The sequence below is a fragment of the Bradyrhizobium sp. LTSP849 genome, from assembly GCF_000938255.1.
Classification (GTDB): Bacteria; Pseudomonadota; Alphaproteobacteria; order Rhizobiales; family Xanthobacteraceae; genus Bradyrhizobium.
The window spans coordinates 143,285-157,973 of the sequence record NZ_JYMR01000053.1 but is presented as its reverse complement, the minus strand read 5'-3'; the positions used below and the strand labels follow the sequence as shown (position 1 = coordinate 157,973).

Genomic DNA, 14,689 nt, shown 5'->3' with positions numbered 1-14,689 from the left:
TCAGAGAAGTGAGACAAGACGACAAGCCCGGCATTCGATGCGATGCCGTGAAGATGGAGGCTTGTGATGCGGGACAATCGTTTGCAGCGGAAGGTACATATTGGAGCGATGCTGCTCGGCGCGGCGGCCCTGGCGTTGCTTCCATCGTCGATGGCCTTCGCACAGACTGGCCCGGCGCCGGCCAGCGCCAAGCACTTCCTGACCGTTGACGGAAAAGCACCGTTGATTCTCGGACATCGCGGCGTGCCCGGGCTGATGCCCGAGGAGACCGAGGCGTCGTACGAGCTCGCCGCGGCGCTGGGGACTGACGCGCTCGAAGAAGACCTGCATCTCACCAAGGATTGCGTGCTGGTTGCTCGCCACAACCCCTGGCTGGCCGACAACACCAATGTTGCCGAAGTGGCGAAGACCAATGCGGCGGTCGCCGCCCGCAAGCGCACGGTGCCCGGTGTGCGCGTCAAAGCTCCGTCTCCGACTAGCGGGCCGGTTGACTACCTCATCGATCTCACCGATCCGGCCGATCCCAAATCGGTGCTGAAGTCATTGATCGTCGACGGCGAAGACCACACCAACGACTGGTCGATCACCGACTTCACCATGGCCGAGCTGAAGAGCTGGATCGCCGGCACGACCTATGATGCGGCCAACGAAAGGCCGAAGGTTTCTAACGGCAAGTTCCCGGTTATCAGCTTCCAGGACATCATCGACATCGCCAAGGCCAAGAGCAAGGAGACGGGGCGTTCCATCCTCGTCTATCCCGAAACCAAGAATCCGACCTGGAACAATGCCCAGGCGATCGCCAATGGCTGCGGCGCGCCCGGCAGCCATCCGCTCGAGGATGCCCTGATCAAGATCATCAAGGAGAACGGACTCAATACGAAGGACGCGCCCATCCTTGTTCAGAGCTTCGAGCCCGGCAGCCTCAAATATATGCGCAGCCATGGCCTGGAGACGCGGCAGGTCCAGCTCGTCGACGGCAACGGCATCGACTTCAAGACTGGCAAGGTCCTCCTCAACAACATCACCAATTCCCGTCCGTTTGACTGGACGGTGTCGGGTGACGCGCGCCTGTACGATGCGATGCTGACCCCGGAGGGCCTTAGCGAGATCAAGTCCTATGCCGATGGCATCGGGCCGTGGAAGGCTTACATCGTTCCGCTCAAGATTGCGCCGTGGAAGGACAGCAATGCCGACGGCACGCCCTACAAGGGATCAACGCCGGAGGCTTCGACGCAGGAGCCGACCAGCCTGATTGCCGATGCGCACAAGCTCGGCCTGTTCGTGCATGTCTTCACGTTCCGGAACGAGAAGAAATATCTGGCCGCCGACTATCACGCCGATCCGGCCCAAGAATATCTCAAATTCTTCCGTCTCGGCGTCGATGGGGTCTTCACCGACTTCACGCATACCGGCGTTGGTGCCCGCACAGCCTATCTGCGAGAGCTGGGCTGGTGAGCCCGGCTTCGCGGCGGAGCTAATGTTGCCTGATCGGCGTCAAAGGTTTTGCAAAATTTCGACCACGTTGCAGTGCGGCATAATGAAAGTCGTGCCATGCCGCCGCAGCGCTTTCGCGCGCGATTGAGTTAGGTTAGAGAGGACTTAGATTTCTCTGACCCGGAATTCCCATGGCCGCACTCAAGAAAGCCGCCGCAAGCGCACCACAGGACAAGATCAACGGCGGTTCTCCCCCGGAATTCACCAAGGAGCAGGAGTTCAAGGCGCTCCGCGACATGCTTCTGATCCGGCGATTCGAGGAAAAGGCCGGCCAGCTCTACGGCATGGGCGCCATTGGCGGCTTCTGCCATCTCTATATCGGCCAGGAGGCCGTGGTGGTCGGCATGCAGATGGCCCTGAAGCAGGGCGATCAGGTCATAACCGGCTATCGCGATCACGGCCATATGCTGGCCACCGGCATGGAAGCCAACGGCGTCATGGCCGAGCTGACCGGCCGGCGCGGCGGCTATTCCAAGGGCAAGGGCGGCTCCATGCACATGTTCAGCAAGGAGAAGCACTTTTACGGCGGCCACGGCATCGTCGGCGCGCAGGTCTCGCTCGGCACCGGTCTCGCGTTTGCCAACAATTATCGCAGTAACGGCAATGTCAGCGTCACCTATTTCGGCGACGGTGCGGCCAACCAGGGCCAAGTCTATGAGAGCTTCAACATGGCGGAGCTCTGGAAGCTGCCGGTGATCTACGTCATCGAGAACAACCGCTACGCCATGGGCACCGCGGTGTCGCGCGCCTCTGCGCAGCAAGATTTCTCCAAGCGCGGCGCGTCCTTCAACATCCCCGGCATGCAGGTCGATGGCATGGACGTCCGCGCCGTGAAGGCTGCCGGCGACGAAGCTGCGGCCTGGTGCCGCGCCGGCAAGGGACCGATGATCCTGGAAATGCAGACCTACCGCTATCGCGGCCATTCGATGTCCGACCCTGCAAAATACCGCACGCGTGAGGAAGTCGAGAAGGTCCGCCACGACCAGGATCCAATCGAGCAGGTCCGTAATCGCCTCCTGGCTGCCAAGGTGAGCGAGGCCGACCTGAAGGCGATCGACGCCGAGGTGCGCGACATCGTCAACGCGTCTGCCGACTTTGCCCAACATGATCCCGAGCCGGATGCCGCCGAGCTCTGGACCGACGTTTATCGCTGAACGCGCGCAAGCTTTCTTTTGGAGTCGATATGCCAATTCAAGTGCTGATGCCCGCGTTGTCGCCCACGATGGAAAAGGGCAACCTTGCCAAGTGGCTGAAAAAAGAGGGTGAGACGATCAAGTCGGGCGATGTCATCGCCGAGATCGAGACCGACAAGGCGACCATGGAGGTCGAAGCGACCGATGAGGGTACGCTCGGCAAGATCCTGATCGCCGAGGGCACCGCCGACGTTCCCGTCAACACGCCGATCGCGACCATTCTTGCCGATGGCGAGACCGCGGCTGATCTTGCGAAAGCGCCCGCACCGGCCAAGCAAGAGAAGGCCGCGGAGTCCGCAGCACCGGCCGCCGCAAAGGCTGAGGCGCCTGCACCCAAGGCTGCCCCCGCGCCGCACGTCGCCGAGCCCGATCCGGAAGTGCCCGCCGGCACCGAGATGGTGACGCAGACCATCCGCGAAGCGCTGCGCGATGCCATGGCCGAAGAAATGCGCCGCGATGCGGACGTCTTCGTGATGGGCGAAGAGGTCGCCGAATATCAGGGCGCCTACAAGGTGACGCAAGGCTTGCTTCAGGAGTTCGGCGCCAAGCGCGTGATCGATACGCCGATCACCGAGCACGGCTTTGCCGGCATCGGCGTTGGCGCCGCGATGACCGGGCTGAAGCCGATCGTCGAGTTCATGACCTTCAACTTCGCCATGCAGGCGATCGACCAGATCATCAACTCCGCCGCCAAGACGCTCTACATGTCCGGCGGCCAGATGGGCTGCTCGATCGTGTTCCGCGGCCCGAACGGCGCTGCCGCGCGCGTCGCCGCCCAGCACAGCCAGGATTACGCGTCCTGGTACTCCAACATCCCGGGCCTCAAGGTCGTCGCGCCGTTCTCGGCCGCCGATTACAAGGGCCTGCTCAAGGCTGCGATCCGCGATCCCAATCCGGTGATCTTCCTCGAGAACGAGATGCTCTACGGCCACACCGGCGAGGTGCCGAAGCTCGACGACTTCGTGATCCCGATCGGCAAGGCGCGCATCGTCCGCTCAGGCAGCCATGTCACGATCATCTCCTGGTCGAACGGCATGTCCTATGCGCTGAAGGCCGCCGACGAGCTTGCGAAGGACGGCATCGAGGCCGAGGTGATCGATCTGCGCACGCTGCGGCCGATGGACACCGAGACCATCATCAACTCGGTCAAGAAGACCGGTCGCGCCGTCGCGGTGGAAGAAGGCTGGGCCCAGAGCGGCGTCGGCGCCGAGATTGCCACGCGCATCATGGAAAACGCGTTCGACTATCTGGATGCACCGGTCGCGCGTGTCACCGGCAAGGACGTGCCGATGCCCTATGCCGCGAACCTGGAAAAGCTCGCGCTGCCGTCAGTGGCCGAAGTTGTCGAGGCCGCCAAAGCTGTCTGCTACAGGTAGGCCATGGCGGGCCCGAAGGAGCAGCCATTGCCGCCCGACGTCCTCGCCCGCGATGATGCGGTCGAGATTCTGCGCGTATTCGTGCTGGACGGCGGGCTGTCGATGGCGTTCCAGCGGGCCTTCGAGGAGCCCGACATGTGGGGCCTGCTGCTGGTCGATCTCGCCCGCCACGCCGCGCGTGCTTATGCGCGCGAGAGCGAATATACCGAGGAGGACGCCATGAACCGGATCCTCGATATGTTCCAGGCCGAGATCGAGCGGCCGACCGACACCGGCACCACGACACCGCGCGGGAAGGGGCACTGACAGTGGCGATCGAAGCCCATCATTTCGATTTGATGCTCGAGGCGATCCGTGAGGCGGAAGCCTCGATCGCGCAGGGCGGCTTGCCGATCGGCGCCGTGCTGACCCGCGACAACAAGATCATCGCTCGCGGCCACAACAACCGCGTGCAGGAGAACAACGTGATCCTGCACGGCGAGATGAGCTGCCTGCGCGAGGCCGGCGCGATCACATTCCACGATACCGTCATGTACACCACGCTGTCGCCATGCTCGATGTGTGCCGGCGCGCTCGCTTTGTTCAAGGTCCAACTGGTGGTGATCGGGGAATCCGTTACCTTCCCGGGCTCCAAGGACATCCTCGACAAGTTCGGAATCCCCTGGATCGACCTTGCCGACGACCGCTCCATCACCATGATGAAGAATTGGCGTTCCATCCCTGCCAATGAGCGCCTGTGGCAGGGCGACATCGGCAACTAAACCTGGTCTGTTCGTCTTCGCTGTCGGAGATGGATTTTTGCAAAGTTCTTCTTGAGGTCAGCATGCCCATCAACATCCTGATGCCCGCTCTCTCGCCAACGATGGAGAAGGGCAACCTCGCCAAGTGGCTGAAGAAGGAAGGCGACAAGGTCAAATCCGGCGATGTCATCGCCGAGATCGAGACCGATAAGGCGACCATGGAGGTCGAGGCCATCGACGAGGGCACGATCGCCAAGATCCTGGTGCCCGAGGGCACGCAGGACGTCCCGGTCAACGACGTGATCGCGGTGCTGGCCGGCGAAGGCGAGGACGTGAAGGCCGCTAGTGCCGGAGCTGCGAAGCCCAGCGCCGCGGCTGCGCCGCCAAAGGCTGCTCAGGCTCCTGCTGCCGCACCGGCGCCCGCGCCGGCCGCGCCCAAGGCTGCGCCGCCGCCTGCTGCTCCGGCACCGCAGGCTGCCGCACCGGCCGCACAGAGCAACGGCCATGGCGGCCGCGTGTTCTCGTCGCCGCTGGCACGCCGTCTCGCCAAGGACGCCGGCATCGATGTTGCGATGGTCACCGGCAGTGGCCCGCACGGTCGCGTGGTCGCGCGCGACGTCGAGCAGGCCAAATCCGGCAAGGGCCTCAAGGCACCCGCGGCAGCTCCGTCCGCCGCGCCCTCGGTCGCGCCGACCATGTCGGACAAGCAGATCCTGTCGCTGTTCGCGCCCGGCTCCTACGAGGTCGTCCCGCATGACGGCATGCGCCGCACCATCGCGCAGCGCCTGACCGCATCGATCCAGAACGTCCCGCACTTCTATCTCACCATCGACTGCGACATCGGCAAGCTGCTCGCCGCACGCGAGGAGATCAACGCCGCCGCGCCGAAGGACAAGGAGAAGAAGCCGCTCTACAAGATCTCGGTCAACGACTTCGTCATCAAGGCGATGGCGGTCGCGCTCCAGAAGATTCCGAACTGCAACGTGAGCTGGACTGAATCCGGCATGGTCAAGCACCACCATTCCGACGTCGGCGTCGCCGTGGCGATGCCTGGCGGCCTGATCACGCCGATCATTCGCAAGGCCGAGACCAAGACGCTGTCGACCATCTCCAACGAGATGAAGGATTTTGCGGCGCGGGCCCGCTCGCGCAAGCTGAAGCCGGAAGAGTACCAGGGCGGCACCACCGCGGTCTCCAACCTCGGCATGTTCGGCATCAGCCACTTCACCGCCGTGATCAACCCGCCGCATGCGACGATCCTTGCGGTCGGCACCAGCGAGGAGCGCCCCGTCGTGCGCGGGGGCAAGATCGAGATCGCGGACATGATGAGCGTGACGCTCTCCTGCGATCACCGCGCCATCGACGGCGCGCTCGGCGCCGAGCTGATCGGCGCGTTCAAGCAGCTGATCGAAAACCCCGTCATGATGATGGTGTGAGCCGCGGACGGTGAATACGTAGGGTGGGCAAAGGCGCAAGGCGCCGTGCCCGCCTTATTTCATAGCGTTGGAAGGCGGTGGGCACGCTTCGTTTTGCCCACCCTATGAAGTTCAGTTGAATGGGAGCCGCAATGGCCGACACATCCTTCGACGTCATCATCATCGGCTCTGGTCCCGGCGGCTATGTCACCGCGATCCGTGCCGCCCAGCTCGGCTTCAAGGTCGCGATCGTCGAGAAATCCTATCTCGGCGGCATCTGCCTGAACTGGGGCTGCATTCCGACCAAGGCGCTGCTGCGCTCGGCCGAGATCTATCACTACATGCAGCACGCCAAGGATTACGGCCTGTCGGCCGACAACGTCTCGTTCGATCCGAAGGCCGTGGTGCAGCGCTCGCGCGGCGTCTCGAAGCGGCTGAACGACGGCGTCGGCTTCCTGATGAAGAAGAACAAGGTCAGCGTGATCTGGGGCGCCGCTTCGATCGACGCGCCCGGCAAGGTCACCGTGAAGAAGTCCGACGTCGAGGGACCGAAGGGTGCGCTGGGCGAGGGGAGCTACCAAGCCAAGCACATCATCGTCGCGACCGGCGCGCGGCCGCGCGTGCTGCCGGGGCTCGAGCCCGACAAGAAGCTGATCTGGACCTATTTTGAAGCGATGGTGCCGGAGAAGATGCCGAAGTCGCTGCTGGTCGTCGGCTCCGGCGCGATCGGCATCGAGTTCGCCTCCTTCTTCCACACCATGGGTTCGGACGTGACCGTGGTCGAGGTGCTGCCGCAGATCCTGCCCGTCGAGGACGCCGAGATCGCGGGCCTTGCCCGCAAGCGTCTCGAGAAGCAGGGCCTCAAGATCATGTCCTCGACCAAGGTGACGAAGCTCGAGAAGAAGGCCGAAAGCGTCGTCGCCACCATCGACGACGGCAAGGGCAAGCCGGTCACGACCGAGTTCGAGCGTGTGATCTCGGCCGTCGGCGTCGTCGGCAACATCGAAAATCTCGGCCTCGAAAAGCTCGGCGTCAAAACCGACCGCGGCTGCATCGTGATCGACGGCTACGGCAAGACCAACATCCCCGGCATCTACGCCATCGGCGACGTCGCAGGTCCGCCGATGCTGGCCCACAAGGCCGAGCATGAAGGCGTGGTCTGCGTCGAGGCGATCAAGGGACTGCATCCGCACCCCATGGACAAGCTCCTGATCCCCGGCTGCACCTATTGCAACCCGCAGGTCGCCTCCGTTGGCTTGACCGAAGCCAAGGCCAAGGAAGGTGGTCGCGAGATCCGCGTCGGCCGCTTCCCCTTCGTCGGCAATGGCAAGGCCATCGCGCTCGGCGAGGACCAGGGCCTGGTCAAGGTGATCTTCGACAAGAAGACTGGCCAGCTGCTGGGCGCCCACATGGTCGGCGCGGAGGTCACCGAGCTGATCCAGGGCTATGTCGTCGCCATGAATTTGGAGACGACGGAAGAAGAGCTGATGCACACGGTGTTCCCGCATCCGACGCTGTCGGAGATGATGAAGGAAGCCGTGCTGGATGCTTACGGGCGGGTGTTGAATATTTGATGGTTGCGCGAGGGCACCCGTCAGACCCGTCATCCTGAGGTGCGAGGTCAGCGGTGCGGAGCACCGTTGGCTGAGCCTCGAAGGATGAACGGCCGAGACGTGGCAGCCGGGCTGTCGCCCTTCGAGGCTCCCCATCCGGCGCGTTGCGCCGCATGGCTCGCACCTCGGGTAACGGTCTAATACCGAACGGATCAGAACAAGAAGAGGGCTCACCCCATGCACGACAACGACAACCTCACCATCGAACGCCCGACCTTCGTTACCCATCTCGAATGCGCGATGGAGGGCGATCATTACGCGGCCGATGAGGTCCACAATCTCTCCAAGGCCGGCAAGCCGCTGCTGGTGCGCTATGACCTCGCCGGCGTGAAGAAGGCGATGACCAAGGATGCGTTGGCTCAGCGCCCCGCCGACATGTGGCGCTACCGCGAGCTGCTGCCGGTGCGTAAATGCAAGGATATCGTCTCGCTCGGCGAGGTGACGACGCCCTTGATCCGGCTGCCCAAGCTCGGCGCGAAGCTCGGCGGCGGCGAGATCATCGTGAAGGACGAGGGACGGCTGCCGACCGGCTCGTTCAAGGCGCGCGGCCTCGTCATGGCGGTGTCGATGGGCAAGGCGCTTGGCATCAAGCACATGGCGATGCCGACCAACGGCAATGCCGGCGCGGCACTCGCGGCCTACGCGACGTCCTGCGGCATCAAGACCACGATCTTCTGCCCGGCCGACACGCCGGAAGTGAACGTCAGCGAGATCGAGCTCCAGGGCGCGACCGTCTACCGCGTCAACGGCTATATCGACGATTGCGGCAAGATCGTCGGCGAGGGCAAGGCCAAGGTCGGTTGGTTCGACACCTCGACGCTGAAGGAGCCGTATCGCATCGAAGGCAAGAAGACGATGGGGCTGGAGCTCGCCGAGCAGCTCGGCTGGGACGTGCCCGACGTGATCTTCTATCCGACTGGCGGCGGCACCGGCCTGATCGGCATGTGGAAGGCCTTTGACGAGCTCGAGAAGATCGGCTTCATCGGTTCAGAACGCCCACGCATGGTCGCGGTGCAGGCGTCGGGCTGCGCGCCGATGGTGCGGGCCTACGAGGCCGGCACCGAGCATGCGACGCGCTGGGAGGATGCACACACCATTGCCTCCGGCATCCGCGTGCCGCAGGCGATCGGCGATTTCCTGATTTTGCGCGCCGTGCGCGAGAGCAAGGGCTTTGCCATCGCCGTCGACGACGACAAGATCTCGTCGGCGCTGAACGAGGTCGCGCGTGAGGAGGGGCTGTTGCTGTGCCCCGAGGGCGCCGCGACCTACGCCGCCTATAAGGACAGCCTCGCCGACGGCCGCGTCAGCAAGACCGACCGCGTTATGCTGTTCAACTGCGCGACCGGCCTGAAATATCCGCTGCCGCCGGTCACGCGCACGCTGGACCGCCACAAGCCGATCGACTTCTCCCAGTTCTAGCGCGGCAATACGTCACCAACGACCCCTCTTCCCGTTTGCGGGGAGAGGGCAAAAATAAGAATGACGTCGTCGGGAGGACACCATGAAGAAAGCCGTCTGGGCTGCGCTGATCGGCATTGTCGCGTTCGCAGGCGCGGCGCGCGCCGACGATTATCCTTCGCATCCCATCACCATCATCGTCCCGTTTGCGGCCGGCGGCCCGTCGGATGCAATGGCGCGGGTCCTGGCTGAGCGCATGCGCGGGACGCTCGGCCAGCCCCTGGTGATCGAGAACGTCACCGGTGCCGGCGGCTCGATCGGCGTCGGCCGCGCCGTGCATTCGCCGCCCGACGGCTACACCATCTCTTTCGGCCATCTCGGCACCCATGTTGCCAACGGCGCCGTCTACAAGCTCAACTATGATCTCGTCGCCGATCTCGAGCCGGTGGTGCTGCTGCCGAGCAACCCGATGATCGTCGTCAGCAAGAACGCGGTGCCCGCGACTTCGCTGAAGGAGCTGATGGCCTGGCTGAAGTCGCGCCCGTCGCCGCCAACGGCCGGTACGGCCGGGGCCGGCTCCGGCAGCCACATCGCCGGCGTCTATTTCGAGAGTGTCTCCGGCATCAAGCTGCAATACGTGCCGTATCGCGGCACGGCGCCCGCACTGAACGATCTCATCGCTGGCCAGATCGACGTCATCGTCGACCAGACCTCCAATTCCATCAATCAGGTCCGCGCCGGCACCATCCGCGCCTACGCCATCACCGACGACAAGCGCCTCGCGTCGGCGCCAGAAATTCCGACCGCGGCGGAGGCGGGGCTGAAGGGCTTCAACATGACGCTGTGGTCGGGCCTGTGGGTGCCCAAGGGCACGCCGAAGGAGATCGTGACGAAGCTCAACGCCGCCGCCGTGGAGGCGCTGAACGATCCAGCCGTGAAGAAGCAGCTCGAAAGCCAGGGCCTGGAGATGACGCCGCAGGATCAGCTAACGCCTGATGCGCTCGGCACTCGCCAGAAAGCCGAGATCGCAAAATGGTGGCCGATCATCAAGGCAGCGAATATCACGGTGGAGTGAGGCGCGCTCAGCTATGTCGCCTCATTCTCGGACCTCATCCTGAGGAGGCCGCGTAGCGGCCGTCTCGAAGGATGGCTGCGGGCGAGAGCGGGGCCTTCATCCTTCGAGACGCCTGCTGCGCAGGCTCCTCAGGATGAGGAGTTCGACCTCATTCCGATCCCGTAAACCCCACCGGCGTCGCCGCAGCGCGCGGGGCGGCAGCGGCATCTTGCGTCACCACGCGCTGATCGCTTTTGCCGGCCACGGCACCGCTGCCCTCGAACCGCGCGCGGTAGACCAGCACGTTCTCGATCACGCGCTGCACATAGTTGCGCGTCTCCGACAGCGGGATGCGCTCGACCCAGTCGACCGGATCGACCTTGGGATCCCTGGGGTCGCCATGCGCCTGCACCCATTCGCGCACACGACCGCGGCCGGCATTGTAGCCGGCGAAGGTCATGATCTGGTCGCCGCGATATTCCGACAGCAAAGCGCTGAGCTCGGCTGCGCCCATCTGCGTGTTGTAGACGGGATCGGAGACCATCCTGTCCCAGTCATAGGTCACGCCGAAGCGCTTGGCGGTGTCGCGGCCGGCTTCCGGCGTCACCTGCATCAGTCCGACCGCGTTGGCGGCCGACTTGTCGCGCTGGTTGAACGAGCTTTCGGTGCGCGCCACCGAATAGATCACGCTGGTTTCGATCGCCGGCGCAACCTGCTTGTGCTCGGGGATGCCGATGGTCGGGAAGGCGTAATGGTCGAGCGCGAGCCCGCGTGCCAGCGCCGACTTGCCGATCTCGAGCATGACGCGCGCGTCATTGCGTTGGCCGGCGAGTTCGCCGAGCCCTTCGAGGGCTGCGACGTCGGTGCTCTCCTTGGCAAAGTCCTCGGCATAATAGAACACCGTGTCGCGCTCGCCGATCCCGTACAGCATGTCGGCGGCACGCACGCGTTCGTCCGCGGGCGGCGTGTCGGTTGAAGCCAGCACAGGCGAGGGCGGGCGCAGCTCGATCCGGTCGAGGCCAAGCCTTGCGCGCGCGAGCTGGCCGTAATAGGCGGTCGGATAGCGCGCGGCGGCCTGATAGCTCAGGCGCGCGTCGGCCGTTGCGTTCATCGCCTCCGCCGCTCGGCCGCGCCAATAATGCGCCCGAGACAATGCGATCGGATTGGCCGAGCCCTCGTCGATCGCGGCGAAGTGCATCAATGCGGTTCTGGGATCGTCGAGATAGCGCAACGCGATCCAGCCGCACATGAAGTGATAGTCGACGCGGTAGACCTCCATCTCCGGCACCGCGGCGGCGCGCACCACGTCATAGGCGGTCCTCGACTTGCCCTGGTCGAGCAGTTTTCGCGCGAGCAGGCGCCGCTCGCGCCACCAGGCGTCCGTATCCTGCGCCGCCATCGTGTCGGGCGCGGCGGCCAAAATCACTTCGGCCGCATCGTCGATGCGGTCCTTCTGGAGGTGCCATTGCACGCGGCACAGAACGTAGCCGAGGTCGCGGCGCGCATCGGCTGATACGTCGTCGAGATAATCCTTGGCCTTGTTTTCCTTGCCATTGACCGCGGCGCAGGCCTTGACGATCGCGAGCGCATCCTCGCCGAGACGTTTTGCCACGCGCCGCGCACCGGCGTAGTCCTTGGCGCCGAGGCGTTTGTCCATGCGTGCGCGATGGTCGTCCGCGGTCAGGAGATCGTGGAATGCTTCGTAGGAATCCTCTTCGCTGCGCTCGGACAATTCATCCGTGCGCCAGGCTTCGCGGACGAGACGCGTGGCCCTGTCGCTGTCGCCTTCCGTGAGCAGCACACGGGCGAGCGCAAACTTGCCCTTGGCGCTGGTCGGCCGGTCCATCGTGAATTTGTGCACGGTGGCCGCGTCGCTCTTCTCCTGCCACAGCCGCGCCTCGGCACGCCGGCGCAGAAGCGCGCTGCTCGGCCAGTCCGGATTGGCGGCGAGGAAGCCGGCGTAGCGCTTGAAATTCGCGGTGCTCTCGGAATGGCGCAGCATGAACCAGTCGGCGAGTTTTTGCCCGGCCGGATCGGCGATCCGGTCGCGTGCCGCGCTCGCGTCATCGGTCTTGCCCTTGCGCGCGAGGTCGATGGCGTCCTTCAGCGCGGCGAGGTCGCCGGTGAGCGGCGGCGGTGCCGGCTTGTCTGCGGGCTCGTCGTCCTGCTTCTTCGACTTGCGTTTGGCCTCGGCATGTTTGCCGTGCTTGCCGGTCTTGGCCTCATGCGTCTTCTTTGACGCTGATGATTTGTGACTGCTCTTTGCTGCCAGCTCCGTCGGAAGGAGCGCCACACCGACCATAGCAACGACACACGCGAGCGAGCGTAGGCACTGGTTCATTCCGTGGTCCCCCTGCGAAACCAGTACAAACCAAAGTCCGCGACGACATGCGGCTTGAGAATCAGAACGCCATCAAAAACGGTGACACAGCATCGTTTCGCATTCCTCACGCTGTCGCAACAATGCGGCAAAATACGGATGGAACGCGGGAACTTGTGCAACGGGGGATAGAATGAGGCCCTTAACCTTTGTTAACGAATAAGGCTGGCGCGACGGCTGTGGCGGTCGAGGGCGCCACGAATGGCCAAATTGCGCATATTCCCGCACCAAAAACCGGTGTAGTGAGTTCCCAGACCCGTCCTTTTCAGCTTTTGTTCCGCACATATGCCGATTTTCAACCAGACGATCCGGCGCAAAATCGTCGGCATCGCCCTCGGATTGATCGTCCTGATGCTGGTCACCTCGATCCTGTCGATGGTGATGTCGAGCCAGGTCGGAATCCTCCTTGACGAGCTGACCGACCGCTACATCCCGGCCTATGGGGATCTGGCGCGCGCCAATATCCGTTCGCTGGAGCGATCGGTCGCACTGCGGCGCATGGTCATGATGAAGATGCAGGCGCCTTCCGAGGAGGAGGCCTATGCGGCGCGTCTTCGCGAGTTCGAGGAGGCGGACCGCAAGATCGATGAGGAGGCCGAGGCCGCGCGCAAGCACATCAACGCGATCATCGACGATACACGGACGCCTTCCGACAATGCCGCGCTGGCGCGGATCGAGACCCGGATCGAGACCGCCGTCACCGAGCTGCGCCGCGACCAGAACGAGGACCATGCAAAGCTCCTCAAGCAGATCGACGCCAAGCAGATGGCGGAGGCGAGGGGCACGCTCGAGCACATCGACGCGCTGCGCGACCAGTTCAACCAGAAGATCGACGCGATCCGTTCCGACATGCTCAAGCAGGTCTTCGCCTCTACGTCGCAGGTGATCCGCCACCAGCGGCAGGCGATCATCATCTCGGGCATCGTGACCCTGCTCGCGGCGATCGTCGGATTTGTCTTTGCGCTATTGGTCAGTAGCGGGATCACCCGTCCGGTGCGGCTGCTGCTCGCCGGCACCCGCGAGGTCGAGGCCGGCCGCTTCGACAAGGCCATCACTGTCTCGACCCAGGACGAGATCGGTGAGCTTGCCGCTGCCTTCAACCGCATGGTCGAGCAGTTGCGCCAGAACGAGCGCATCCGCGAGACCTTTGGCCGCTACATCGATCCCAAGGTGGTGCAGGGCCTGATCGACCGGCCGGAGGTCGCCATCGACGGCCAGCGCCGGGTGATGACCATCATGTTCTGCGACATGAGCGGCTTCACCTCGATGAGCGAGGGCATGACCCCGCGCGGCCTCGTCAAAGTGATGAACCACTATTTCACGGTGATGTCCGGCCCGATCCGGAACAACCGCGGCGTCATCGACAAATATATCGGCGACGCCATCATGTCCTATTGGGGCCCGCCCTTCATCGAGGAGGACGAGCAGGCCGTTCTTGCAGGCCTTGCCGCCGTCGACATGATCGAGCAGGTGCCGGCGCTCCAGAAGCAATTGCCGGATCTGCTCGGCATCCGTGCCATGCCCGCGCTCTGCGACCTGAGGATCGGCATCGCCACCGGCGAGGTCTTGACCGGCAGCATCGGCTCTGAGCTGATGATGAGCTTTACCGTGATGGGCGACGCGGTGAACCTCGCCTCGCGGCTGGAGGCCGCCAACAAGGTCTACGGCACCCGCATCCTGATCGCGCAGGAGACCGCGGATGCGATCGGATCGCGCCTCGAATTGCGCGAGATCGACCGTCTGGCAGTGGTCGGCCAGAGCATGCCGCAACCCGTCTTCGAGGTGATGGGCAGGACGGGTGCGCTGACCGCGCCACAGGAGAGCCTGCGGCAGCACTATGCCACGGGGCTCGCGGCCTATCGCGTGCGCCGTTTCGATGAGGCGCGCACGGCGTTCAACGCCGCGCTGGAGAGCGTCCCCGGCGACGGCCCCTCGCAAACCATGCTCACCCGCATTGTGCAGTTCGACACCAGTCCGCCTGCCGCCGATTGGGACGGCGCCTGGCGGATGGAGCAGAAATAACCGG

11 protein-coding genes are annotated in these 14,689 nt (G+C 64.1%); 10 read left to right on the top strand and 1 reads right to left on the bottom strand.

All coding sequences use genetic code 11. The features are described from left to right. Positions 1–66: 66 nt before the first annotated feature. The 9 genes from UB31_RS34380 (at position 67) to UB31_RS34340 (ending at position 10,304) form a co-directional block, all read left to right on the top strand. Positions 67–1,455, top strand: coding sequence for a glycerophosphodiester phosphodiesterase family protein (locus UB31_RS34380; protein WP_050044902.1), 1,389 nt, complete (start codon positions 67–69; stop codon positions 1,453–1,455). 170 nt (positions 1,456–1,625) lie between these two features. Continuing rightward, complete coding sequence (gene pdhA, locus UB31_RS34375; protein ID WP_045014042.1) at positions 1,626–2,648, top strand: pyruvate dehydrogenase (acetyl-transferring) E1 component subunit alpha; 1,023 nt, start codon at positions 1,626–1,628, stop codon at positions 2,646–2,648. 29 nt (positions 2,649–2,677) lie between these two features. Continuing rightward, positions 2,678–4,063 (top strand): pyruvate dehydrogenase complex E1 component subunit beta, encoded by a 1,386-nt coding sequence (locus UB31_RS34370; protein WP_045014041.1) that lies wholly within the window; start codon positions 2,678–2,680, stop codon positions 4,061–4,063. Between the two features lie 3 nt (positions 4,064–4,066). Then, the gene (locus UB31_RS34365) at positions 4,067–4,369 is read left to right on the top strand and encodes a DUF5076 domain-containing protein (protein WP_045007551.1); all 303 of its coding nucleotides are present in this window, start codon (positions 4,067–4,069) and stop codon (positions 4,367–4,369) included. Positions 4,370–4,371: 2 nt separating this feature from the next. Then, positions 4,372–4,824 (top strand): nucleoside deaminase, encoded by a 453-nt coding sequence (locus UB31_RS34360; RefSeq protein ID WP_050032285.1) that lies wholly within the window; start codon positions 4,372–4,374, stop codon positions 4,822–4,824. Between the two features lie 62 nt (positions 4,825–4,886). Then, a complete protein-coding gene (locus UB31_RS34355) occupies positions 4,887–6,239 on the top strand; it encodes a pyruvate dehydrogenase complex dihydrolipoamide acetyltransferase (protein WP_045014188.1) in 1,353 nt (450 codons plus the stop codon). A 131-nt stretch (positions 6,240–6,370) separates the two neighbouring features. Further along, entirely contained in the window at positions 6,371–7,792 is a 1,422-nt protein-coding gene (lpdA, locus tag UB31_RS34350) for a dihydrolipoyl dehydrogenase (RefSeq protein ID WP_045014040.1), read from the top strand. Positions 7,793–8,008: 216 nt separating this feature from the next. Then, the gene (locus tag UB31_RS34345; protein ID WP_045014039.1) at positions 8,009–9,250 is read left to right on the top strand and encodes a threonine synthase; all 1,242 of its coding nucleotides are present in this window, start codon (positions 8,009–8,011) and stop codon (positions 9,248–9,250) included. Between the two features lie 82 nt (positions 9,251–9,332). Further along, positions 9,333–10,304 (top strand): tripartite tricarboxylate transporter substrate binding protein BugD, encoded by a 972-nt coding sequence (locus UB31_RS34340; protein ID WP_045014038.1) that lies wholly within the window; start codon positions 9,333–9,335, stop codon positions 10,302–10,304. 148 nt (positions 10,305–10,452) lie between these two features. Here the strand turns inward: UB31_RS34340 and UB31_RS34335 are convergent, their stop codons facing one another. After that, positions 10,453–12,624, bottom strand: coding sequence for a lytic transglycosylase domain-containing protein (locus tag UB31_RS34335; RefSeq protein WP_045014037.1), 2,172 nt, complete (start codon positions 12,622–12,624; stop codon positions 10,453–10,455). Between the two features lie 324 nt (positions 12,625–12,948). Here UB31_RS34335 and UB31_RS34330 point away from each other — a divergent pair, with 324 nt between their 5' ends. Next, positions 12,949–14,685: an adenylate/guanylate cyclase domain-containing protein gene (locus tag UB31_RS34330; protein ID WP_045014036.1), complete on the top strand. Its 1,737-nt coding sequence runs from the start codon at positions 12,949–12,951 to the stop codon at positions 14,683–14,685. The last annotated feature ends 4 nt before the right edge of the window (positions 14,686–14,689 follow it).

Excerpts from the sequence above, each read along its gene's own strand:
- UB31_RS34330 (WP_045014036.1), top strand. The coding sequence starts at position 12,949 with ATGCCGATTTTCAACCAGACGATCCGGCGCAAAATCGTCGGCATCGCC.
- UB31_RS34355 (WP_045014188.1), top strand. The coding sequence starts at position 4,887 with ATGCCCATCAACATCCTGATGCCCGCTCTCTCGCCAACGATGGAGAAG.
- UB31_RS34340 (WP_045014038.1), top strand. The coding sequence starts at position 9,333 with ATGAAGAAAGCCGTCTGGGCTGCGCTGATCGGCATTGTCGCGTTCGCA.
- UB31_RS34365 (WP_045007551.1), top strand. The coding sequence starts at position 4,067 with ATGGCGGGCCCGAAGGAGCAGCCATTGCCGCCCGACGTCCTCGCCCGC.
- pdhA (WP_045014042.1), top strand. The coding sequence starts at position 1,626 with ATGGCCGCACTCAAGAAAGCCGCCGCAAGCGCACCACAGGACAAGATC.
- lpdA (WP_045014040.1), top strand. The coding sequence starts at position 6,371 with ATGGCCGACACATCCTTCGACGTCATCATCATCGGCTCTGGTCCCGGC.
- UB31_RS34370 (WP_045014041.1), top strand. The coding sequence starts at position 2,678 with ATGCCAATTCAAGTGCTGATGCCCGCGTTGTCGCCCACGATGGAAAAG.
- UB31_RS34380 (WP_050044902.1), top strand. The coding sequence starts at position 67 with ATGCGGGACAATCGTTTGCAGCGGAAGGTACATATTGGAGCGATGCTG.
- UB31_RS34335 (WP_045014037.1), bottom strand. The coding sequence starts at position 12,624 with ATGAACCAGTGCCTACGCTCGCTCGCGTGTGTCGTTGCTATGGTCGGT.
- UB31_RS34345 (WP_045014039.1), top strand. The coding sequence starts at position 8,009 with ATGCACGACAACGACAACCTCACCATCGAACGCCCGACCTTCGTTACC.